Origin of the sequence: Oleiharenicola lentus, from assembly GCF_051660365.1 — a bacterium.
Lineage (GTDB): Bacteria > Verrucomicrobiota > Verrucomicrobiia > Opitutales > Opitutaceae > Lacunisphaera > Lacunisphaera lenta_A.
The window spans coordinates 2,506,635-2,529,469 of the sequence record NZ_JBOZXB010000001.1 but is presented as its reverse complement, the minus strand read 5'-3'; the positions used below and the strand labels follow the sequence as shown (position 1 = coordinate 2,529,469).

The following is a 22,835-nucleotide window of genomic DNA, read 5'->3' as shown; positions in this document are numbered from 1 at the left end:
TTTTGGATTAGAAGGTGAAGTTGAGACCGGCGCGCGCTTTCGATTCGTAGATTTCGTAATCGTTTTCGCGGCTGCGAATGCCGGTGTATTCGCGCAACGGTTCCTCGGTGATGTTGAGGAGTTCGGCGAAGACTTTGAACTGGCTGTTGATCCGGTAGCTCACCTTGAAGTCAACCGGCGCGCGACCGCGGACATAGATGTCCGTGTCCGTGTTGGCGCCGACGGCGTCGAGGTAATCGCCGCTGTAGGAAACCGCGACGCGGGCTTCCCACTTATATTTTTCGTAGAAGAGCGCCGCGTTCACGATGCGGTCGGATTGTTTGAAGAACGGCAGTTCGTCCGTGCGGGTGAAGAGCTTCACCGACGAGTCGATGACCGTGTAGTTGAGGTTCACGCCGAGGCCGTCGAAGGGTGACGGCAGGAATTTGAAGAACTGCTGGTAATTAAGTTCGAGACCGGTGATTTCGCCGGAGTCGGCGTTGTCGGGTTCCGTGGTGGTGAGTGTCTGGTAAAGACGGCCTTCACGCGTCACGTTCGTTTCCAAAATCACGCGACTGTAGATCGGATTTTTTAAGCGCTTGTGGAAAACGCCAGCGGACAGAATGCCGGAGTTCTTGAGGTAGTATTCGACTGAGACGTCGAAGTTCATCGATTCAAACGGCTTCAAATTCGGGTTACCCGAGCTAAGCGTGCCCGTGTAAACACCGCTGCCAACCGACGTCTCGATGGAGTCGAACGTGCCGCGCGGGGCGAGGTCAGCGTAACCGGGACGGCTGAGCGTGTTGGTCCACGCGGCGCGAATCACGGTCTTGTCGGTGGGGCGCCAATTGAAATGCAGGCCGGGGAGCACGTTGTCGTAATCCTGGCTGCCGGTGACGCGGCGCCATGTGCCGTTGAAGAGTTGGTTGGCGCCGTAGTTGGCTTCGGTCGCTTCGTAGCGAACACCGGCCAGCACGTTCATGGTCTTGTTCAGATCGAGGCTGGCCATCGCGTAGCCCGCGGCGACGTCTTCTGAAGCGTCGAAGTCGCCAGACATGGAATCGGCGAGCGTGGTGGCGGCATCGAAAGTGAAGCGACCGGGATTCGCGGCGAAGTAAGCTTTGTTCGCTTCAAGATTCAGGCCCGGGCCGTAACGGAAAAGGCCGTTGAAATAATTCGCAGGCTCAGGCGAAGCGAGACCGCCATCGGCGAGCGTGAAGAGATTCGCTGCACCCGCGGCGAGATTGTAGTTTTGATTCGTGCGATCGTCGGCTTTTTCGCGGGAAACGAATTTTGCGCCGACTTTCCAGTAGCCATTGCGCCCGGCGAGCTGCAGGTCGCGCTTGAAGTCGAGTTGACCGGAGTAAACGTCTTCCTGCTCGATGTCGGAGCGGAAACGCACGCGACGGAACGGATAATTGGCCGGATCGTAATACGCGGAGCCGGTCGGCGTGATGACGAGTTCTTCACCGGAAAGATCGTAGGTGTTGGGAAACGCGCCAGCAGCGGAGCGATATTCCCAGTCGACGCGCGTCGGAGTTTCGCGTTCGCCACGGCTGGCACCCGCTTGCCACGAGAGCAACGAGTCGCCACCGATCTTGTGTTTACCTTCAAGCGAAGCGGCGTCGATCGTGCCGGTTTGGTGATAGTCACGGAATTGACGGCTGGCGCGGCCCTGGCTGTTGGTGCCGGACGTCGCGGTTTGATTCGTGAGCGTGCCGAGGCGATATTCGTAAAGGACGCTTTGGCGGCCTTCGGTGTCGGTGAATTCGTTGTGATTCAAACGCAACGCGAGTTCGTGGCCGTCCGCTGGGCGGAATTGCAGCGCAACGTTGGCCCCGAGGCGCTCGCGCTCCACTTCGTAATCATAATTCTGCTGCGTGAGCGGCACGTAGAGGCCGTTTACTAAAGACCACGAACGGGTGTTGGCCGTCTGCGATTTGAAGTTTTTCAACGAGTAGCTCGCGCCGGCGACGAAGCCCCATTTTTTATCGTCACCGAACACATTGCCGTAAGTGAAGCTGCCACTCGGCGTGAGGGTTTTGCTGAACGTGTCGTAAAAACCGCTGATGCTACCGTAAATAAAGCGCTCGGGACGATCAAAGGCGCTTTGCGTGACGATGTTGATCGAGCCGCCGACGGCGTTGGCGTCCATGTCGGGCGTGACTGCTTTCACGACTTCGAGACGCGCAATCAAATCCGCCGGAACCGAGTCGAGCGCGATGCCGCGGTTGCCTTGTTCGGACGGCGTGCCGATGAGCTGGTTGTTTAGCGTGACGGTGTTGAGCGCGGAATTGATGCCGCGAAGCACGACGTAACGACCTTCGTCTTGATCGGTTTCGAGCGAGATGCCCGGCACGCGGCGGAGCGCTTCGGCAGCGTTGCCGTCGGGGAGCTTGCCCACCGCGTCAGCCGAGACGGCGTCCATGATGTTCGACGCGCTGCGTTTTTGTTGGAGCGCGCGGGCCTGGCCTTCGCGCGAACCTGCGATGACGAATTTGCCGAGATCGACCACGTCGGATTTGACGGCGATCTGCAGCGTCCTCGTGTCATTCTCCGCGAGCGTCACTTGTTCACTGAAATCCGCGAAACCCAGCGACGAAACGGTCACGGTGTAGGTGCCCGCAGGGACATTGCTGATCGAGAAACCACCTTCCGTTGAGGTGGTCGTCGTGCGGTCGAGTCCGCTCACCGTGACGGTGGCGCCGAGCAGGTAGGAATTGGTGTTCGAATCGCGCACACGACCGTTGATGGTCGCCGCCGATGCCAGAGTGTTAAGCAGCGCAAAGCCGAGCAGGCTGGCCGCAAGCCGACGTCCGAAAACGTGCATGGAGGGGTAGGATTTGGGGTTGGGGTAAACTGACCGCTGTAACCTGAATTGGAAAATTCTTCCCAAGTCAATTCGTTTGAGGAAGGCGCACGAGGTGCGCTCCATTTTCGATAATACGTTGGTGATTAGGTTCATATTTATATTCTTACGGGCGATTCGGAAAATTGGTCCGAAAGAATATAATAAGCAGATAGGTTACATTCCCGCGTCACTCAGGTGACAGTTGCGTGAAACTTGCCTCGGCCAAAATGACGGCGGGCCTTCCAAACAGGCGTTAAGCCAGATGCAGCGAGAGTGAGGTCGTCTCGTCGACTTCCGCGGCGGAAACATCGACTTGGCCGAGCACTTGGCCGGCGAACAACACGACGTAATGATCGGCCACCAACGTCGGTTTTAATTCTACTTCGAATCCGGCAAACGCGCGACCCACGTGAATCAGTCGGCGCTGGAACGTGAAAATTCCTTTTTCGGAAACCAGGCGCACGTCGGCTTCCGGTGCAGAAATAATTTCCGGCAACATTTCCGGCCACGCGCGCGCACTCGGGCGATACAACGAAATCGGACTGCGTTGCTGCATCGCTTCCTGACTGCCGCCGAAATTATGTTTTTCACGCAGTTGTTCGAGCAGCGTCAGCGCGGATTTTTCAGTGAGTCCGCGCGCGCCATAAAGTGGCAGCAACAAATCCGTCTTCGCGAGTCGTGACAGCGCCATGCGCTGATAAGCCGGAAGTTTTGCGAGCTGAGCCGCGAGCTGTTGGCCATCACCTTCCGAGCCGGAAGATTCATCCACCACAAAATCGACGCCAATCGCGAGTCGCATCAACCACACGGTGAGTGCCGATTGCACCCGCGGCTCCGGCAACGCGAGGCGCCACGGCAAACCTTGGTTCGCGAAAAGTTGTTCGAGAAAAATTTTCAGCCCATCTTCGCGTCGCGTCACCGGCAACAGCGAAACCGCCACGATGAAATGCGTCGTATCGTCTTTAACTAAAACCGGCAGCACGGCGCTTGCGGACAATTTCAATTCGCGCCCAAAGCGCAGCGTCCAGCGATAGTTCGGCTCGAACCGCAACGCGTCCGGATGGGCGCGAAACAACGTCGCCTGCTGCGCCGCCTGTTCACGGCGACGACGAAGAATCAAATCGATCGTGCTCGGTGCGGGGACGGGCGTGATGCCTTGGTCTTTCAACTCGGCACTGATGCGCGCCGCGCTCCATTCCGGATTTTCCCGCCGCAAGGCCAGCACTTGGTCGCTCACCGAATCAGGCGTTTTGCGCGGGCTATTTTTTGGACGGCGGCTTTGCTCGACCAAGCCCGCCTCCCCTTCCACGCGAAACCGATTGAGCCATTTGTAACCTGTTTTCCGACTCACGCCGAAATGCGCGCACACGGCGCTGAAAGGCTCATCGCCCTTCTCCGCTCGTGCTATAAATTCGCGCCACATCCTCTTCCCATCACGCAGGAATCTCGCGATTTCAACTCCCGAATAGAATTCACGTCCGCGCAAACGGCGCCGACGTCTCGCGTTTCAGCTCGCGCGTCATGAGCGCGTGCAGGGCTTCCGCGGGTTTTTTGTTTTCGTAAAGGATGGCGTAAACTTCCGCGAGGATCGGGGCGGTGATGCCGCGTTGTTTGCACAGGCCATGCAAGGCTTCCGCGGTGCGGTGGCCTTCGACGACGGTTTTGCGGCCGGCGAGTAGTTCAGAGACCGTTTTGCCCGCGCCGATTTTTTCGCCGAACTCACGGTTGCGGCTCCACTCGCCGTGGCTGGTCGCGACGAGATCGCCGAAGCCGCTGAGTCCGTAAAATGTTTCCGGCTTCGCGCCGAGAGCGGAACCGACGCGCAACATCTCCGCGACGGCGCGCGTGAGGAGCGCAGCCTTGGAGTTGTCGCCAAGTTTCAGGCCGTCGCACAAGCCGGCGGCGATCGCGTAGATGTTTTTTAAACTGCCACCGTATTCGGCACCGGCGAGATCGTCGGACGTGTAGATGCGCAGCGTCGGGCCGCTCATGGCCGCTTGCACGATGGTCACGGACGCGTCGTTGCGCGCGGCGGCCATCACCATCGCAGCGGGTAACCCGCGCGCGACTTCCGCGGCGTTGGTCGGGCCGGTGAGCGTGCCGCAATTCAAGTCCGGCAGCAGCTGCAGCATGATCTCGCTCGGTCGCAGGTGCGTGTCGATTTCGAGGCCTTTGACGAGACTGAGAAAAAGCTGGAGGCGCGATGTGTTATGGCGGGCGCGACGGATTTGTTCGCACCACGCACGCAGCGATTGCGAAGGGCACGCGATGAGCGCGACATCCGCTTCGCCGAGCGCCGCCTTCAAGCTGTCAGTCAGGACGAGTGAATCGGGAAACTTGATGCCGGCGAGATAGTCTTGGTTTTCGCGGGCGGCGTTAAGCGCGACAGCGTGCTCCGCGCGGCGCGTCACGAGCGTGGTGTGCTGGCCGCGACGCGCGAGATGGATGGCCATCGCAGTGCCCCACGCGCCGGCGCCGATGACTGCAAAATTAAGTGGGCGCGGGTCGGTCATCGGGCGTAATTCACGTTTTGAGAAAGCCGGGGATTTTTTCGCCGGCGATCAGAGCCTCGAATTTCTCGCGAGCATTGACCAGCTCGAAGCGGTCACCCGACACGAGCACTTCGGCGGGTTTGCCGCGCGTGTTGTAGCGGCTCGCCATCGTGTAGCCGTAGGCGCCGGCGCTCATAAACGCGAGCACGTCGCCCTCGCCTGCCGTCGGCAGCACGCGATCTTTGGCGAAACAATCGCCGGATTCGCAAATCGGCCCGACGATGTCGGCTTTCAATTCGGCGCGGGCGGCGTCCTGCGTGAGCGGCACGAGTTCGTGATACGCTTCATACATCGCGGGGCGCACGAGGTCGTTCATCGCGGCGTCGACCACGAGGAAGTTTTTGCCCTGCCCCTGTTTTAGATATTCGACGCGCGTGAGGAGCACGCCGGCGTTGCCGACGAGGAAGCGGCCTGGTTCGAGGAGAATTTTGAGGCCGAGCGACACAAGGAGCGGCGCGAGCACGGCGCCGTAAGCTTCCGGGGTAAGCGGACGTTCGCTTTCGGGCTTGGCGTCCCACCACGTTTTTTCCCCGCTGGCCAGCGCATCTTGATAAACGATGCCGATGCCACCCCCGATGCTGAAATACTCGATGCCGTAGCGTTTTTTGAGTTCCTGGACGAGAGGCACGACTTTCTTCACTGACTCGATGAACGGCGCGGCCGAGGTGAGCTGCGAGCCGATGTGCATTTGCACGCCTTTGAGATCGAGGTGCGGAAATTTTGACGCGGCTTCGTAAGCGGCGGCGGCGTGCGCCAGCGGTATACCGAATTTATTTTCGCTTTTGCCTGTCGTGATCTTCGCGTGGGTCTTGGCGTCGACGTCGGGGTTGATGCGGATCGCGATCGGCGCTTTGCGGCCAAGTTTTCCCGCGAGGTGGTTGATGCGGGCGAGTTCGGGTTCGCTTTCGACGTGGAACCCATAAACGCCGGCTTCGAGCGCGAGTTTGATTTCCGCTTCGGTTTTGCCGACGCCGGCAAACACACTGCGGCCGACATCGCCACCGGCCGCTTGCACGCGTTGCAATTCGCCGCCGCTCACGAGATCGAACGACGCGCCGAGGTTCGAAAACAAGCGGAGGATCGCGAGGTTCGAGTTAGCCTTCATCGCGTAGCAGATCTGCACATCGAGGCCCGCGAGGCTGGTTTTCAGGCGACGGTAATTTTCCGAGATCGTCTGCGCGCTATACACGTAGGTCGGCGTGCCGAATTCCCGCGTCACGTTCGCAAGATCCACGGACTCGCAGTGCAGCTTGGAATCTTGATAGCGGAAGTGATGCATGGACGTCCGACGGTGCGGTTTTTGCCCTGAAAAACCACTCAAAATTTCCATCGCACGATCCGCGAGCACGGTCTGGAAATTTGCCCGAAGATTTTCGCCCGATTTTCACGAGTTTGCACTTGCGCGACCCAAGCCCGCGGCAATTAGTCACCGCGTGTCTTTTCTCCGCTATCTTCTTCGCTTCCTTCCGACGCAAACGCGTCGGCGCAGCGACCGGCGTTTGAAAACGACGCGCTCCCAACACGCGCAGTTCGCGAGTTTCCTAGAAGATAGTGGCTTCCGCCGGCATCACGCGGATCATTACGAGCATGCGATGAAGCGTCGGCGCGTGGTGAAAAATTTCCTCAAACTCGCGACTTCCGTCGGAGCGATTTGGGTTGTGATCGAAAGCGCCAAGGCGCTGACGCTATTTTAAGCAACGGCTTGCGAGCCCATCGGGCTTTCTTTTGGATTAAACCGTGACGCCTTCGCCCGAACTTTATCCTTGGATCACGGTTGCCGCCATCGTGTGGGGACTGCTGGACATTTTTTTTGGGTATAAAGTTTTCAAAATCACACTCGCCGTCTTCGGCGGCTTGGTCGGTGGCGTGCTGGGGCAGACCGCCGGGGTCGCGCTGGGCTACGGATTAACCGGCCAGATAATCGGATTCGTTTTTGGTGGCTTGATCGGTGCCGGGCTCGCGTGGCTGTTGTATCTCGCGGCCGTGTTTTTGGCCGGCTTCGGTTTCGGTGCGACGCTCGCGGTGCTGCTGCTCGCGCATTTCAACCACATGGCGGCGATGCTGGGCGGTTGCGTGCTGGGCATCATCGGTGGATTCGTCGCGCTCAAGATGCAGCAAGTGCTGATTGTCCTCTCGACGTCGCTCATCGGCGCATTTCGCGTGGTGGTGGCGCTCGCTTATTTCACCAGTAAGATCGACTGGTTCTGGTATTTTCAGAATCCGCAGAACCTTCCCGCACTCATCGACAACAACACCTGGATGTTTCCCGCGATTCTAGTGCTGGCGGTGATTGGCGCAGTGGCGCAATTCGGCCTGGGCGGCTCTTCTGGCGAAAAGAAGAAAGCCCAGAAGGACTGACTTGCCGCGCGCGCCGGCAACCCCACACTGCGGAGTAATGAAGAAATTTATTGCCCCGTTGTTTCTCTTCGCGTGCAGCCTCCTGTTCTTGAGCGGTTGCGGCACCAACAGCAAAATCATCGCGGTCGGTCTGCGTCCGGAGATTTTGTCGATCGACACGAAGAACGGCGGCGTGCCGGCGGTCACTTGGCAGATCGTGAACACCAACATCGTGCCTTACCTGCTTTCGAAAGTTGAAAATAAGATCTTCGTGAACGGGCAACTGGTCGGCACGAGCAAGAGCACCAAACCCATGGCCGTGCCGCAGCAGACGAACGCGGGCAACACCGACATCCTCGAACTCGCCAGCGGTGGCGCGGGTATTTTGAGCGCGGCAGCCGGAACCAATGCCACTTACCGCGTCGAGACCACGATCATCATCCAAATTTACGGCGACACCACCGAGAAGAGCCAGATCAGCAACACCGGTTCCGTGGCCGTTAAATAAAAAGCGGCGCCGGAATTTCCGGCACCGCTGAGAGTTTTTAACTTTGCTGAGTGGGCAGCTTCGCGCGCGGTCGCGTTAAGCGGCCATTTGCATCGCCGGCGCCCGACGGGCCGGCGCCACGAGTTTCACCGGGAAACGAATCGGGCGATTCGTCGTCAGCGGGCGGGCTTCGCGGCTGTATTGTTCGATGGTCCAGGCGACGAGACCGGTGGTGAAGAGAATGGCGACGAACTCGGTGATTCCGAACGAGCGACCACTCACGAAAGACGCGACAGCCAAGAGGCTCGCGGTGATGAATGAGATAAGAGCGGTTTTCATATTACGTTTAGGTTGATACCTGAAAAACCCGGCTCGTTGCGAAAAGTTGCAGAATTCGAAAAGCGCCGTGCAACTCACTGCGCGAAAAGAAAAAGGCGCGGGAGTTAACCGCGCCTGAAAATGAATCGGCCCGCTCGGCTTGCCCGCGACGGCGGGAGCTTAGGCCCTACCTAGATGATGCGTCGCTTACTCGCCGCCGGCGGCGTTGGAGACGGGTTTGAATTTCGCTTTGAATGAGGCGACCAAGTAATCGCGGTTCATGCGCGCGATGAAATCATGCGAGATCAGCTTCGGGCACACGGCGCTGCACTCGTATTGATTCGTGCAGTTACCGAAGCCGGCTTCGTCCATGGTCTTCACCATCGCGAGCACGCGTGAATCGCGCTCCGGCTGGCCTTGCGGCATGAGGCCGAGGTGGCCGACTTTCGCGGCGACGAAAAGCATCGCGGAGGAATTTTTGCAGGCGGCCACGCACGCGCCGCAGCCGATACACGTCGCCGCATCCATCGCGAGATCGGCGTCGGGTTTCGGCACCGGAATCGAATTTGCATCCGGCGCCGCGCCCGTGCGCACGCTGATGAAACCACCGGCTTGCTGGATTTTATCGAACGCCGCGCGATCCGTGACGAGATCCTTCTGAATTGGAAACGCTTTGGCGCGGAACGGCTCGACGACGATTACGTCGCCATCGCTGAAGCTGCGCATGTAAACCTGACACGTCGCGATGCCTTTGCCCGGACCGTGCGGTTTCCCGTTGATCGTGCACGAGCAGGTGCCGCAGATGCCTTCGCGGCAATCGTGCGCAAAGGCGATCGGCTCGTCGCCGAGTTGCGTGATGTCGTCGTTGACGACGTCGAGCATCTCAAGGAACGACATGTTCGGATTGAGATCTTTTGCGGAGTAATCCTTGAACGCGCCCGCGGCATTCGGGCCAGCTTGACGCCAGACACGCAGCGTGACGGAGATAAGTTTTTTGGAGGAAGTTTCTGCGACCATGGCTTAGGCTTTGGTTTTCGCTTTGCGGGATTTTTTTAGAAGTGTGTGGAAACCCATCTCGCGCTCAGCGGCGGTGGGTGGCTCCATCAGCTCGCGGATGGCATCGAAGACGGCTTTGAATTGTTCGTCGTAACGTTTTTCGAGCGCGTTGAGCTTACGGGAAAGATTGGCGCTGGAAGCGATCATCTGGCGGAGGCGCACAAAGGCGCGCATGATCTCGATGTTCACGGCGATGGCGCGCGGGGAGTTGATCAGGCCAGAAAGCATGGCGACGCCTTGCTCGGTAAACGCGAAAGCGCTCTTCGAAAATTTCAGCCCGGAAGATGTCTCAATTTGAGATATCCTCTGTATTTCTTCGCGGGTAAGCTGAAACATGAAATCCGCTGGAAAGCGGTTCAAATTACGGCGAACAGCTTGATTCACCAAACGCGTCGTTGTGCCGTAAAGCACAGCCAAGTCCCTATCGACTAGAATTTTATGACCACGCACTAAAAAAATACGGCCATCGATTCCTTCAGGTAAGATCACGCTTACCCGGTTCGAAGATAACGAATCAGAAGATGCACCTGAGGATGTCACAAATTGAGATATCCTTACTTGTAGGAACGCACCGACATCTTGGTGAACTCGTAGTTGAGCGGCTCGACGTTGCGGAGCGGCGTCTTGTCGACGCCTTGATATTCCCAGGCCGCCACGTGCGCGAAGTTTTCGTCGTCGCGTTTGCACTCGCCATCGGGGTGCTGGTATTCTTCGCGGAAGTGACCGCCGCAGCTTTCATCACGCGTGAGCGCGTCGCGGCAAAGCAACTCGCCGAGTTCGATGAAGTCGGCGACGCGACCGGCTTGTTCTAGCGATTGGTTGAGCGTGTCGCCGGAGCCGGGAACTTTGACGTTCGCCCAGAATTCTTCGCGCAGTTCGGGGATTTTTTGGAGCGCGGTTTCGAGGCCTTCCTTCGTGCGCGCCATGCCGCAATATTCCCACATGAGTTTGCCGAGGCGTTTGTGGAAATGGCTGACCGGTTCCTTGCCCTTGTTTTCGAGCAGGCGCTGGTTCATCCAGGTGACGTTGTCTTCGGCTTCCTTGAACTCGCCGCGATCCGTCTTCGGGCGTGAGCCCGGTTTTACGTCGGCGAGATAATTACCGATCGTGTAAGGCAACACGAAGTAACCATCAGCGAGACCCTGCATGAGGGCGGACGCGCCGAGACGATTTGCGCCGTGATCAGAGAAGTTGGCCTCCCCCATCACGAAGAGGCCCGGGATGTTGGACATCAAATTGTAGTCCACCCAAAGACCGCCCATGGTGTAGTGGACCGCCGGGAAAATGCGCATCGGCGTCTTGTAGGCGTTCTCCGCGGTGATTTCGTGATAGATGTCGAAGAGGTTGCCGTAACGTTCGCGCACGGCGGGTTCGCCGAGGCGTTTGATGGCGTCCGCGAAATCGAGATAAACGCCGAGGCCGGTTTCGCCGACGCCGCGACCTTCGTTACAGGCGCGCATCGCGGCGCGCGAGGAGACGTCGCGCGGGGCGAGATTACCGAAGCTCGGATAAATGCGCTCGAGGTAATAATCGCGATCAGCTTCGGGGATCGTATTCGGATCTTTCTTCGCGTCTTCCTTGCGTTTCGGAGCCCAGATGCGGCCGTCGTTGCGCAACGACTCGGACATGAGCGTGAGCTTCGATTGGTAGTCGCCGGAAACCGGAATGCAGGTCGGGTGAATCTGCGTGTAGCAAGGATTCGCAAGACACGCGCCGCGCTTGTAAGCACGCCAGATTGCGGTGGCGTTCGAGCCGCGTGCGTAAGTGGAGAGGTTAAACACGTTGCCGTAACCGCCCGTCGCGAGCACGACGGCGTCGGCGCTGTGGCGCGTGATCGCACCCGTGATCAAGTTGCGCACGATGATGCCTTTCGCGTGACCGTCGACGAGCACGAGATCGAGCATCTCGGAGTTCGTGTGCAGTTCGACGCCGCCATCGCCGACTTTGCGCGAGAGCGCGGAGTAAGCCCCGAGGAGCAATTGCTGGCCGGTCTGGCCGCGCGCGTAGAACGTGCGGGACACTTGCGCGCCACCGAAGGAACGATTCGCGAGCAAGCCGCCGTATTCGCGAGCGAACGGCACGCCTTGCGCGGCACATTGATCGATGATGTTGACCGAGACTTCGGCCAGGCGATGGACGTTGGATTCGCGCGCGCGGTAGTCGCCGCCTTTCAGCGTGTCGTAGAAAAGACGGTGCACGCTGTCGCCGTCGTTTTGGTAATTCTTCGCGGCATTGATGCCGCCTTGCGCGGCGATCGAGTGCGCGCGACGCGGGCTGTCGTGGAAGACAAAATTCTTAACCTTGTAACCGAGTTCCGCGAGCGTGGCGGAAGCGGAGGAACCCGCGAGGCCGGCGCCGACTACGATGACCTCGTATTTGCGCTTGTTGGCAGGGTTGACGAGTTTGATCTCCGTCTTGTGCTTGCGCCATTTGTCAGCGAGCGGGCCGGAAGGAGCGTTGGATTTGAGCGTGGCCATGACGGAAAATAATTAGGCTTTGACGGTGAGGAAACCCGCGAGCACCGCGATCGGCATGGCGGCGTTGGCGAGGAAGTAGAGCCAGCAGTAACCGATGGCGAAGACGCGGATGTTTTTCGCCCACGATTCGTTTTTTAAACCGAGCGTGTGCACCGAACTCTCGATGCCGTGACTCAAGTGATAACTGAGCAAACCGACCGCGAAGATATAGAAAATCGAAACCAACGGGCTCGAGAAACCTTGCACGATCATCGTGTGCACATCGCGCACCTTGGTGATGCCATCGGCGAGCGTGTAAGTGTGCTCGTTCCATTCAGGATGGTTCACGCGCACCGTGTAGTGCAGCAAATGGAAAATCACGAACGCGAGGACGATGAGACCGCTGATCGCCATCACGCGCGATGCAAGCGTGGCGCGGTTGGTGTGATTCACCGCGTATTTTTGCGGACGCGCGGCACGATTCTCGATCGTGAGTTGAATCGTGAGCCACACGTGAATCACGAGCGCGACGAGCAAGAAGCTGCGGACGATCCAGAGAATCGGGCCGAGCGCTTCGAGTTTGTGCGCGTAAACGTTGATCAACTCGGGCGGGCCGAAGACTTGCAGGTTGCCGAGCAAGTGGCCGGTCACGAAACCGAACATCACGAGTCCGGTGAGGGCCACGAGGATTTTGCGCCCGATGGACGACTTGAAAAGCGAACCAATTAAATTCATCGCGGGGAAACTAGGGATATAACACAGCTGCTTTCGGAATTAAGAGCGTGGAAAATAAACTCGCGCCTCGTCTCAATGTAAAGGGCGCGCCTCAGGCCAGTGCGGAGTCATTAGGTCGACTAAATCAGACGAGAAGTCACGCGGTGCTCACCTCGCTAAATGCGACACCGTCTCACTGAGTTCGGGGCGCACTGCGCAACCGCGCTTCGACGCGCGCACGCGTCTCTTCGAGGAGCAACGATTCCTCGGGCAGCAGTCTTTCCGCCGCGGCCCATTCCAGCATCCGCAGACTTTCCGGCAACCGCGACGTCTCCGCGAGCACCAGCCCGTAAACAAACGCATAGCGCGGCTCGGCAAACACCGCCTTGGGCAACTCATCCAGAATTGGCGCGGCCTCGGCGAAACGTTTCGCCCGCCACAACGCGAGCGCGTGGATGATTTTCACTGCGTTATTTTTTGGTTCGCGGCGCAGCAGTTCCTGCGTCGCCTCGACCGTCGCCGCGTTACGCTGGCCGGTAAGCAAGCCGACCATCGCGGCCTCGATTTGCACGCCGACGTCACCGGGAGTGGACAGGCTGCGGTTAACATAAGTGCGCCATAACAACTGCGAATCGCGGGCGTTAATCGCATAGGAAATCAGCTCGCGCCACGCCCAGGTTTCGCGCGGAAAACCCTTGGCGATGGCCTGCAAAACCTGCTGCCTTTCGTCAGGCCATTTCCACTCTTTTGTGAGTCTGCCGAGCATCTTTAAGCCGGGTAACGAGGTGCGACATGCTTCGATGACCTCGCTCCACGCTTGCACTCCCGAGCTTTTACCACGCCCGCTGGTCTGGTAAAGTTTTAGTGCTTGGTCGTAAGCCGCGATCGGGATCGGTCCCCAAGCGCCGTCTGCAACCAGCGTGCGCAAACGCGTCCAGTCCCCCACCTCCAGAGCGGCATCCGCAGCGGCGGGTTTCACCCAACGCGAATCGAGGAGCGCAGCGTCCTGCCGGTCGAGCCAGCGCAATGCGTTCGCCGACCAATTATTCGCAGTCATCCAGCGCAAAAACACCGCGACGTCCTCTGACTGCAATCCGGGCTGACTCCGCGCATAGTCGACCAGCAAATCGAGCGCCGTCATGCGCGTGACTTCATAAACACGTGGCCCGATCGGCGGCACTATTTCCAGCACCAAGGCATTGAACTCGGCTTCGCGTTCGGGCGTGTTGCGCGGGTGACGGCGCACGACATCGGAAATCAATTCCAAGGTGGCGCGCAGGCGCACCGGATTTTGCTTCACTAATTTAATCATTTCCGCCCGCGCGGCGCGGTTCTTGACCTGGTCTTTGCTGTGAATCTGTTGCGCCACCAGCGTAAACTTGATCCGAACGTCATCGGGGAGCGCCTGCGACAACTCTTTCAAATGCTCTTCCAGCGCCACCGAATCGTAAGCCAACAGCGCTGACGCCGTCGCCAGCCGTCGATATTCGACTCCGGTTTCACCCAGCTCTTTTAATTTTTCCAACGCACGCTGGGAGGTCTTTTGATCCAGCGCTTGAATGGCCGACTTCGCCAAACCGAGCCAGTTCTCCGGGTTTTTCGGCTCCATCTGCGCGACCTCGTTCCACACCTCAAGCGCCTGCGCCTGACTCGCCCGATCATAGAAGCCTGCGAGGGCCCGACGCGCCTCGGTATTGAGTGGGTGAATTTGGATCACCTGCTCCAGGGTCAGCAATGCACGGCGATAATCTCCGGTTTGCTCAAACGTGTGGGCTTTCTTAAGGTCCCGCCGCTGACGCCAATCACCGATGGAAGACCATGAAAACCATATAATTATGGAAAAAAAAGCCAGGCTCGCCATGCCGATGACCACCAATTTTCGCAAGCGGACGCGCGCCGCTTCCTCAAACTGCCGTTCTACAGCATCAGCATCGATTTTAGTGCGAAGTCGTTTCACTTATTAGAGAAGAATTTTCTGGCGCTGTAACCCAGTTGGGTTAGGTATTTAACCCTAGATGAAGGCCCCGCAAACGCAATTTACTGTAAAGCAACTCCGCACATTTGGCCGTTTGGCTTGCGTGTTGGCGAGCCTGTTTTTTCTGACCAATGAGAGCCGTGCTCAAACGCAAGTCACCGGGCTGTCGTATGGCAGCCTCCTCGGCCCCTCTCCGACCACGGTGGGCGAGATCACTTACTATAATTACAACCGCACGGTCGCGACGATTTCCACGACGGAAGATAACTTCGCCGTAAACGGAACGATGGCGAGTAACGTCTATTTTCGCCGCACCTCCGGCGGTAATAACAACGCGACCGTTTTCTACGATTATAACAGCTATAATTCCGGACAGAGCGGCGCGGACGCAGTGGTGTATGGTAACGGTGATTCCAATCCCACGCTGCAGGAAGTGATGTTGAGCGGAAATCTCACTGAGGGCCTTCGCAACCCTTTCGCCAACACCAACGCCAGCGCTTCACTCCTCTCGAATATCGAACGTATCGATTTCTATTTTTCTGGCGGTTACACGGTAACCGGGACGGAACGGCTGGTGTTTTTCGATTTGGAAAATGCCGGTAACAAAGGCGACGGTTTTCGCATCGCCGCGTTCACGGCCGTCGACGGTTCAAACACTCCGACCGCCTACGCGAACACCGGTAAGCTGGTTAACCCAGATACGTTTGGTGATCCCGTCACCTCCCCAACACTGGGCAACAGCACTTACTTGCGCTCTTCGACCACCAACGGCGATAATCTCACCGGCACGCAGTCGATTGCCGTCCTCGACAGTAATTCCGGCGGCAGCTCGGAACTCTATCTCGTGGGCATCGCGCTCAGTTTCCAAGATCTCGGCATCAGCGTGGGCACTAAAATCTACGGTTATTCGTTGATGGCAGGCGACGTCTCGGTCGGCTCGAACTACAACAACGCGTCCCGACTGGTAAATTGGACAAACGGCTCGACCTACCTGACCAATACCGACGCTGAAACTTGGGGAAACATGGATTTCATGGGCTTCGGCGCGCAGCTCGCTAAACCTGTTCCCGAGCCGTCAACCTACGGTGTTATTTTTGTCGGCCTCTGTGCTTCGTTTTTCGCAGTTCGTCATTGGCGCAATGGGCGACAACCTCGGAATGCCGCATTGAGCAGCTAAAGTCGCCGCGTAGGACCAGCACTTCCCAAACATAGCCAAGGTAGAGCGTATTACTTAAAGGCTGTCATTTTCCTGTAAAAGCAGGACAAATGCACTATCGCGCTGGTCACCCGTTTGAGCTAGGTTATAACCCCTAGATAAATCAAGCCGATGAACACGGACTCGCTTTCCCCCTCAAGTTTACGCGCTCTGCGCTGCGCTCGGAATTTCCTCTTTGTCGCGCTGCTGGCAAGCGCTGCCCATTCGGCGTCTGCACAAGTGGGTTACGGTGTCACAGGAATCACCTATGGAACGCTCAACAACGGCGGCAATGTCACCGTAGACAATCTCACCTACCTCAACGACACCCGCGCGGTTGAGACGATGCAGATCGACGTGCTTGGTGGTTACACTGTGAGCGGTGTGACCGCGAGTAACGTTTATTTCCGCCGCGGTGCCACCGGTGGCAACCAAGGTGCAGTGCTTTATCAAAATGTCCCTGGTAATACCGCTCAGACTTACGCCAAGGGCGACTCCACCCCAACGCTTAACGAAGTCATGCTCAGCAGCGACCTCGGGCAAAGCCTTTGGAATCCGTTCAACAACACCAACACTTCCGGTGGCATACCGACTTCCAGTATTGAACGTATCGATTTCTTCTTCAGCGGCGGATATGTCGTCAAAGGCGATGAAGTGATCGTGCTGTTCGACTTCGAAAATCCGGGCAACAAAGGCGATCCGTTTCGCGTCGCGGCCTACACTGCGGTCGATGGCAGTAATACCCCTACCGCTTACGCCAGTAACGGTTTCATCGTGCAAGAAACGCCCAACGCGGTGGCCGTTCCCCCGCCCAACCAAACGAACGCGCAGTATATTCGTTCAGTCACCACGTATAACGATAATCTCTACACGAGTCCGGTCGGTAACACCAATCAAACGATTGTCGCGCGCGATACCAATGCCGGTGATACTACCGAACTTTCGCTCATCGGTCGCGCAATTCTGCTCACTGATTTAGGCGTTACCGCTGGCCAGACAATCTTCGGTTACTCCCTTATTGCCGGCGATACTCTTGTCGATGCCGGCAACGTCGCGCGCTTGGTGAATTGGCAGAACACTGCGTATTACCTCAATAATACCTCTTCCGCCACCGACGCAGGGAACATCGACTTCATGGGCTTTGGTGCCCAACTCACGCGCCGCGTTCCCGAGCCTTCGACTTACGGGATGATTTTTGTGGGAGTGCTCGGGGGGTTCTTCGCCTGGCGTCGTTATCGCGCCAATGCCACTCACTGAAATAGGCTACTACTGATGGTTGGTTGCATTAGGCTGGAAAACTAGGGTAAACACCCAGTTTCCAAGCCGCTATGACCAGCCATTTACAACAACTGCTTTCACGTCTCGCAGTTAATTTAACTGCTTTCACCAGTGTGCTGCTTATCAGCGCAGTGTCAGCTTCCGCACAAATTGCGGTCAGTCAAATCACCGCTGTCTACAGCCAAGGAGTGAACGCGCCGAACGTCAATGGCGTCGATTTTGAAGATATCACCGCGCGCATCACCACGTTCAAGGATACAGCCGGAAATATCTACGACGCCAACAGCACTGCCATTGCCGCCTATACCCGTCGCAACACGACCGCGGGTAATGCCAACAATTCCTCCGTGTGGTATTTGCAGGACACAGCCAACGCCGCAAAATTCTACGCGCCATATTCGACCACTTACGCGAATCTTCTGCTGGGTAACAATCTCCTGCGTGGTTCTGATAATACCTTTGCCAACGGCACCGGCGCGTTAGAGGGCAACATCGAGCGCCTCGATTTCGTGTTCAATGAATCCGGCATCGTCTCCAGCAACGACACTGCATTCGCTATTTTCGATCGTGGCCTCATCGGCGTTCACGATTCCGTGAAGATCGCGGTGATTACCGGATGGGATTCGGTCAACGATCGCCCCACCGCTTACGGCGGAAATTTAGTCGGCGTTGATGCAAGTGATTACGGCTCCACCAATCTTCTCGGCCAGGATTACACGTATAACCAATTCCGTTATTCCAACGGCGACAACCTTGGCTCGCCCTATTGGAACGGCAACAGCGAGACCGGCACCCAAGGCCTCGGCGGCACCATCATTTCACTCTCTGATTTGGGCATCGCCGCCGGCACCACCATCTACGGTTACTCCCTCATGGGTTACGATGTCACTGACGGCGGCAACACGGCCAACCTCGTGAACTGGCAAAACACGACTTACTACAACACCAGCACCACTCGATCCACCGGCTCTGGTGGCATCGATTTATCGGCGGTCAATGGCGTGCTCTACAACCGCCGCGTGCCCGAGCCGTCGACCTACGGTGCATTCTTAGTCAGCGCCGCGTTAGGCGCTTTCGGTTGGCGCCGCTGGCGCCAAGCCTCGCCTAAGCGCTAAAAAAATTCGCGCTCAACGCGCAGCCCTTTGCGCAAGACACGCCTCCCGCGCAAAGCAACAGAAGCAAACTTCGCGGGAAAAATCGCTCGCACCTCTTCACCGAGCACCGCTGAAGTTGGCTCACAAAGACGATCGCGAGCGCACGGGGCGACTCGATGAAAAAATTGCGCGCGCTGCAGCCACCGCGGTTCACCTTCAACGCTGCGCTTTTTTCATCTCCGTCCAAATCGGCGAAAACAAAAACAGCGCATTCAACACCAACGCATGCGTGATCCCTCCGCGATGTGCGCACGCATACACTTCGTCGACGGGCCACACGATGACTTCCAATTCCTCATCGGCATCCCATTCAAGTTCCGCCGTCCGCTGCGCATCTTCGATCAGCACAAGGTGGCAGCGATTATTCTGAATCGCCGGATTTGGATGCACGCTGCCCAGCAGACGCGCCCGGGTGCCCACATAACCCGTTTCTTCGCGCAACTCGCGCACGGCAGCCGCCATCGGATCTTCGCCGGCATCAATGACTCCACCCGGAACCTCCATTGAAAACCCGTCGATCCCGTAACGAAATTGCCTCACGAGCACCAACTCCCGCTCAACCGTGAGCGCGAGCACATTCACCCAATCGTTCGGCTGAATCACCACGAAATCCTGATCCTTCTCGCGCCGCGGATGCCGGTAAATCGCACTCACCACTTCGAATATCCGCGTCTTTAAAAGCGGCTCCGTGCGGATTTTTTGCCAACGCTGGGGCGCAGGAAAATCTTTGCTCATGTCGCACCAACGTGTGCCTTCACCCCCGCGTGACGATAAAAATTCACGCGACATCGGCCCATGGTTTCGCTCAACGGAAAAATCACTCGACCCCTCACCCTCGCAGCGAATTGAGGAATGCCGGGACCGGGGAACTGCGACGACCTGCGCCGCCTCGAAAGTGGCTTCACGAAGTCGCACTTCATAAAAGCAATCCCAGCCAAAGCCATCGCTTCAACCGTTCGCCGCACTCACCCAATAGAAAAGCCTCCCACAATGGGAGGCTTGGGAAACTTTTCTCGATTAAGGTAGCTTAGCGAATCTTGATCTTCTGGCCGACCTTCAATTTCGTCGGGTCGAGACCGGGATTCTTCGCTTCGATCGCATCAGCGCGGACGCCGAATTTACGAGCGATCTTCGTGAGGGAGTCACCGGATGCGACGGTGTAGTTACCCGCAGCGTCCACGACGCCGGTCGGAGCAGCAGCCGCACCACCGCTCGCGCCACCTTTGGCTGCTGGAGCAGCCGCGCGGGCTTTCTGAGCTTCTTCGATCTTGGTAAGGCGTTCACCAGTCGAGGTGAGCGACGCACCGATGGAATCGAGCGCGGTTTGGATACCCGAGCGCAGGCTCGCGATGGCCGTGTCGGACTTGGTGGAAGCGGCGCGCACTTCGGTTTCGAGAGTCGCGATCTTCGCGATTTCATCACCTTGCGCGGTGAGCTTTGCATTCACCTTCGTCAATTGAACGAGTGCCGCGATCGAGAGGATCAAGGCGAGACCACCGGCGATTACGCCGACAAGCGGCAAAATGCTGCCGGAACTGTTGCTGTCACGAGAAAGAGTATCCATTTTTTTGAGAGATTGAGGGGACGGATATACGAGTGCCCCGCCCGCCTACGCAAGAAGCATTTATTCACAGTTTGCAGGCCCGTTCCTGCGCATCTCCTTGGCGGAGCGAAGCCGTTTCATGAACGCCGGCTTCACTTCAATTTCTGTGGGTAACTCGGTTCGATGCCTGCACGTGCAAGCCATCGACAAAATGGTCGGGGCGATAGGATTCGAACCTACGACCTCCTGGTCCCAAACCAGGCGCTCTACCAGACTAAGCTACACCCCGACAACCGGCACGCATGGGACGGGGTGAAACCCGTTCTGTCAACGCCGGCCTCCAAAATTCGTGAGCCCCGCCGTTCGTCGTGTAACGTTAGCGTGACGCCCAGTCATTCGCTCGACTCACGAAAGATTTTTGACCTTTGTTCCACTAATTCGAGAGCACGGCGCTAAACGTGCTTAATTAGACCCACACACAGACAAACATGAAAACGCGCTACATTCTCACCACCCTCGCGGCTATTTTCTCAAGTGTTGCCGCTTTTGCACAAATAGCATACTACGATATGTCGTCGTTATCGGGAACGACCACGTCGGTCGCGTTTTCCACGAAAAATGCTAATATCCAGACTGCTTCCAATATCACCCGAGGATCGGGGCTTGCCGCAAATTCCGGCAGTGGTGTGTATGCAAGCACCTCTTGGAGCTTCGGAAGCAGTTCAATCAATCCATTAACCTCCACCGACTACGTTACTTTTACCCTAACTGCCGCTAGCGGATATACTATTTCGCTTTCCTCATTTAGCCTAAAAGTTAGCGGTAGCGGCACAGCACCCAATACAATATCTGCCTACTCAAGCACCAATGGGTTTGCATCTCTTTCCAATCAGCTGGGATCAAACCAAACTTACACAGCAACTGTCGCCGCCTCACCAAATACCTTAACATTTACTCCTGGTTCTCCCGCAACCGGAACTGCGCTTGAGATTCGCGTGTATGGTTTTGGAACGATTGGGCCGGCCGGTGGAGCTCCTGCAAACGGCGGATCCATTCGGTTCGACGATTTTACGGTAAATGGTGCGGTAAATTTAACCGCAGTGCCCGAACCTTCCACCTACGCCGCGATCTTCGGTGTGGTCGCTCTCGCGGGTGTCGTGGTTCGTCGTCGGAATCAGGCCAAGTATAACGTGGCGCGCTAAGTTTTTATTTTCCAAAAGCCCGCCGATTTTTCGGCGGGCTTTTTTGTGATCGCACACGAGAGCGTATGATCACCTTAACTTAGGTCGTATCGATTTTTCCGCTGTTTTGCGGAATGCTCTACAACTGACGCTATGAAACAGCTTCTGCGTCTTTCAGTGGTATCGGCAATTCTTGTTTTCGGCTGCGCCAATGCAGCCTTGGCCCAATTACTCGCATGGGATTTTACTGGTGAATCGCCATCAGCCACGTCCACGGCGGATATTATTGCTGCGCATTTGGACACCGGCGCTTCGTTTAATACTTTGACCCGTGGCAGCACGGCCTCGGCGAGCACGGGAGCAAATTCATTTCGCACCCAAGGGTTCCAAAACAACGGCATCTCCACGGCGAACACGGATTATTTCCAGTGGGTAATATCTGCCGCCAACGACTACACGCTTTCACTCAGTTCGATCAGCGCACGGTTTGCTGGAACCCCAGCCTATGCGGCAACTCCGGGCGTTTCCATGCAGTTTGCTTACAGCACGGACGGATCAACGTTCTCGCTGATTGGCAGTCCGTTTTCAGTCACGACAACCCCGTCAACGTCACCAACGATCGACCTGAGCAGCATCCTCGCGCTGCAAAACATCAACGCTGCGACTTCGATCACGCTGAGATTTTATGCGAGCGGCCAGACGACTACGGGAGGCTGGGGCTTTAATTCACCTTCCGCCGGCACCCATGGCCTCGTGTTAAACGGCAGCACGATTGCCGCGATTCCGGAGCCTTCCACTTATGCAGCCGTCCTCGGCACTGTTGCGCTGGTCGGCGTTTCGATGCGCCGCCGCACGCTTTCAAAGCGAGACGATAAAAAGTAAGCGCGCAATTTCGGACATGAAAAAGGCGGGATTAAAGATCCCGCCTTGCAACTTAACCGAACCCGCGGCTCGGACTCAGCTTAATTACCGAGCTTGAAGCCGGCGCCCGCAGTCGCGGGTTTCGCCGCGCCAGGCAGGCTGGCGATCAGCATCGTGGCGCGTTGGGCCCAGGGGCCGGTGGCTTCGATTTTGGAAACTTCGTCAGCGAGCTTTTTGGCTTCGTCGGTTTTGCCTGCGTCCAACGCAATCGTCGCGAGGTGATACGTGGCTTCGGCGCGGGCACCAGGGGCGAGCTTGCTGTCGGTGCTGGCGGCTTTCAGCGAGGCTTCGCCGGCGGCTTGGTCGCCACCGTTAATCTGGCTGATCGCTGCGCCGAGTTTAGCGCGGCCAAGGAGGACGTCGTTGTCCAACGACTCGGCGGCTTGCGTGTAAAGGGTGGCAGCCTGCTTGTAATCGGCGGCGGCATAGCGCTCGTCAGCAAGGCGAAGGCGCGCGACTCCAGCGAGCGTGTGCCCGGAATGTTCCGAAGCAAAAGACGCGAGCTTGGCCGTCTGGTCGCCGACTTTGGCGTATTCCGCGCGGATATCCTGCTCGCGCGAGGCCTGGAAATATTGCCAACCCTGCCAGCCGATGATGGCGACCACGACCAAGGCGAGACCACCGAGAATCAGGCCGCTGTTTTTAGCCCAGTAATCCTGGACGTGCACCTCGAAGCCGGGCTCGCTGACCGGAATGGCAGCATTGGGATCTTGGGGCGATTGGTGGGCGGGGGGAAGTTGACTCATGGAACCGTGCAGATTGAGCGGCGTCCTTGCCTCCCTCAAGGCAAAAGGCGGCAGTTAAAATCAAACCGCGACCCGAATTTCACTCATTCCCA

At 57.6% G+C, this 22,835-nt stretch carries 21 protein-coding genes, 1 tRNA gene and 1 pseudogene; 8 read left to right on the top strand and 15 right to left on the bottom strand.

Annotation, left to right across the window (positions count from 1 at the left end; all coding sequences use genetic code 11):
- Window positions 1-7: 7 nt before the first annotated feature.
- From ACRRQW_RS09620 to lysA, 4 genes are all read right to left on the bottom strand, one after another.
- Window positions 8-2,809, bottom strand: coding sequence for a TonB-dependent receptor (locus ACRRQW_RS09620; protein WP_438481120.1), 2,802 nt, complete (start codon window positions 2,807-2,809; stop codon window positions 8-10).
- Between the two features lie 274 nt (window positions 2,810-3,083).
- Window positions 3,084-4,253, bottom strand: coding sequence for a helix-turn-helix domain-containing protein (locus tag ACRRQW_RS09615; protein WP_438481119.1), 1,170 nt, complete (start codon window positions 4,251-4,253; stop codon window positions 3,084-3,086).
- 49 nt (window positions 4,254-4,302) lie between these two features.
- Window positions 4,303-5,343 (bottom strand): NAD(P)H-dependent glycerol-3-phosphate dehydrogenase, encoded by a 1,041-nt coding sequence (locus tag ACRRQW_RS09610; RefSeq protein ID WP_438481117.1) that lies wholly within the window; start codon window positions 5,341-5,343, stop codon window positions 4,303-4,305.
- A 10-nt stretch (window positions 5,344-5,353) separates the two neighbouring features.
- Window positions 5,354-6,661: a diaminopimelate decarboxylase gene (gene lysA, locus ACRRQW_RS09605; protein ID WP_438481115.1), complete on the bottom strand. Its 1,308-nt coding sequence runs from the start codon at window positions 6,659-6,661 to the stop codon at window positions 5,354-5,356.
- A 154-nt stretch (window positions 6,662-6,815) separates the two neighbouring features.
- Between lysA and ACRRQW_RS09600 the strand changes: the two genes are divergently transcribed.
- The 3 genes from ACRRQW_RS09600 to ACRRQW_RS09590 are packed head-to-tail and all read left to right on the top strand — an operon-like array spanning window position 6,816 to window position 8,227.
- Window positions 6,816-7,076 carry a hypothetical protein gene (locus tag ACRRQW_RS09600; protein ID WP_438481113.1) on the top strand — a complete coding sequence of 87 codons (261 nt, stop codon included), beginning with the start codon at window positions 6,816-6,818 and terminating at the stop codon, window positions 7,074-7,076.
- A 43-nt stretch (window positions 7,077-7,119) separates the two neighbouring features.
- The gene (locus ACRRQW_RS09595) at window positions 7,120-7,740 is read left to right on the top strand and encodes a TM7S3/TM198-like domain-containing protein (RefSeq protein WP_438481111.1); all 621 of its coding nucleotides are present in this window, start codon (window positions 7,120-7,122) and stop codon (window positions 7,738-7,740) included.
- 37 nt (window positions 7,741-7,777) lie between these two features.
- Entirely contained in the window at window positions 7,778-8,227 is a 450-nt protein-coding gene (locus ACRRQW_RS09590) for a hypothetical protein (RefSeq protein WP_438481110.1), read from the top strand.
- 75 nt (window positions 8,228-8,302) lie between these two features.
- Here ACRRQW_RS09590 and ACRRQW_RS09585 read toward each other — a convergent pair whose 3' ends face one another.
- The 7 genes and pseudogenes from ACRRQW_RS09585 to ACRRQW_RS09555 form a co-directional block, all read right to left on the bottom strand.
- The gene (locus ACRRQW_RS09585; RefSeq protein WP_438481108.1) at window positions 8,303-8,545 is read right to left on the bottom strand and encodes a hypothetical protein; all 243 of its coding nucleotides are present in this window, start codon (window positions 8,543-8,545) and stop codon (window positions 8,303-8,305) included.
- Between the two features lie 186 nt (window positions 8,546-8,731).
- The gene (locus ACRRQW_RS09580; protein ID WP_438482350.1) at window positions 8,732-9,511 is read right to left on the bottom strand and encodes a succinate dehydrogenase/fumarate reductase iron-sulfur subunit; all 780 of its coding nucleotides are present in this window, start codon (window positions 9,509-9,511) and stop codon (window positions 8,732-8,734) included.
- A gap of 33 nt (window positions 9,512-9,544) precedes the next feature.
- Entirely contained in the window at window positions 9,545-9,808 is a 264-nt protein-coding gene (locus ACRRQW_RS09575; RefSeq protein ID WP_438482364.1) for a hypothetical protein, read from the bottom strand.
- A 3-nt stretch (window positions 9,809-9,811) separates the two neighbouring features.
- Window positions 9,812-10,030: pseudogene (locus ACRRQW_RS09570) on the bottom strand (ORF6N domain-containing protein); the annotation flags it as partial.
- Between the two features lie 104 nt (window positions 10,031-10,134).
- Window positions 10,135-12,057, bottom strand: a complete 1,923-nt coding sequence (locus ACRRQW_RS09565) for a fumarate reductase/succinate dehydrogenase flavoprotein subunit (protein ID WP_438481106.1) — start codon at window positions 12,055-12,057, stop codon at window positions 10,135-10,137.
- Window positions 12,058-12,069: 12 nt separating this feature from the next.
- A complete protein-coding gene (locus tag ACRRQW_RS09560; RefSeq protein ID WP_438481104.1) occupies window positions 12,070-12,771 on the bottom strand; it encodes a succinate dehydrogenase cytochrome b subunit in 702 nt (233 codons plus the stop codon).
- Window positions 12,772-12,943: 172 nt separating this feature from the next.
- A complete protein-coding gene (locus ACRRQW_RS09555; RefSeq protein ID WP_438481102.1) occupies window positions 12,944-14,467 on the bottom strand; it encodes a tetratricopeptide repeat protein in 1,524 nt (507 codons plus the stop codon).
- Between the two features lie 298 nt (window positions 14,468-14,765).
- Here ACRRQW_RS09555 and ACRRQW_RS09550 point away from each other — a divergent pair, with 298 nt between their 5' ends.
- The 3 genes from ACRRQW_RS09550 to ACRRQW_RS09540 all read left to right on the top strand — a co-directional run bounded on the left by ACRRQW_RS09550 (window position 14,766) and on the right by ACRRQW_RS09540 (window position 18,313).
- Complete coding sequence (locus tag ACRRQW_RS09550; RefSeq protein ID WP_438481100.1) at window positions 14,766-15,902, top strand: PEP-CTERM sorting domain-containing protein; 1,137 nt, start codon at window positions 14,766-14,768, stop codon at window positions 15,900-15,902.
- Window positions 15,903-16,160: 258 nt separating this feature from the next.
- Entirely contained in the window at window positions 16,161-17,177 is a 1,017-nt protein-coding gene (locus ACRRQW_RS09545) for a PEP-CTERM sorting domain-containing protein (RefSeq protein WP_438481098.1), read from the top strand.
- A 71-nt stretch (window positions 17,178-17,248) separates the two neighbouring features.
- Window positions 17,249-18,313, top strand: coding sequence for a PEP-CTERM sorting domain-containing protein (locus tag ACRRQW_RS09540; RefSeq protein ID WP_438481096.1), 1,065 nt, complete (start codon window positions 17,249-17,251; stop codon window positions 18,311-18,313).
- A 195-nt stretch (window positions 18,314-18,508) separates the two neighbouring features.
- On the opposite strand, the gene ACRRQW_RS09535 is transcribed toward ACRRQW_RS09540, so the two are convergent.
- The 3 genes from ACRRQW_RS09535 to ACRRQW_RS09525 all read right to left on the bottom strand — a co-directional run bounded on the left by ACRRQW_RS09535 (window position 18,509) and on the right by ACRRQW_RS09525 (window position 20,184).
- Window positions 18,509-19,087 (bottom strand): NUDIX hydrolase, encoded by a 579-nt coding sequence (locus ACRRQW_RS09535; RefSeq protein ID WP_438481094.1) that lies wholly within the window; start codon window positions 19,085-19,087, stop codon window positions 18,509-18,511.
- A gap of 292 nt (window positions 19,088-19,379) precedes the next feature.
- Window positions 19,380-19,916, bottom strand: coding sequence for a LysM peptidoglycan-binding domain-containing protein (locus ACRRQW_RS09530; RefSeq protein ID WP_438481092.1), 537 nt, complete (start codon window positions 19,914-19,916; stop codon window positions 19,380-19,382).
- A 191-nt stretch (window positions 19,917-20,107) separates the two neighbouring features.
- A tRNA-Pro gene (locus tag ACRRQW_RS09525) sits at window positions 20,108-20,184 on the bottom strand.
- A 199-nt stretch (window positions 20,185-20,383) separates the two neighbouring features.
- On the opposite strand from ACRRQW_RS09525, the gene ACRRQW_RS09520 reads away from it, so the two are divergent.
- Together ACRRQW_RS09520 and ACRRQW_RS09515 are read left to right on the top strand one after the other, a co-directional pair.
- A complete protein-coding gene (locus tag ACRRQW_RS09520) occupies window positions 20,384-21,097 on the top strand; it encodes a PEP-CTERM sorting domain-containing protein (RefSeq protein ID WP_438481090.1) in 714 nt (237 codons plus the stop codon).
- A gap of 132 nt (window positions 21,098-21,229) precedes the next feature.
- Window positions 21,230-21,958: a PEP-CTERM sorting domain-containing protein gene (locus ACRRQW_RS09515; RefSeq protein WP_438481088.1), complete on the top strand. Its 729-nt coding sequence runs from the start codon at window positions 21,230-21,232 to the stop codon at window positions 21,956-21,958.
- 80 nt (window positions 21,959-22,038) lie between these two features.
- On the opposite strand, the gene ACRRQW_RS09510 is transcribed toward ACRRQW_RS09515, so the two are convergent.
- The gene (locus tag ACRRQW_RS09510) at window positions 22,039-22,743 is read right to left on the bottom strand and encodes a tetratricopeptide repeat protein (protein WP_438481086.1); all 705 of its coding nucleotides are present in this window, start codon (window positions 22,741-22,743) and stop codon (window positions 22,039-22,041) included.
- Between the last annotated feature and the right edge of the window lie 92 nt (window positions 22,744-22,835).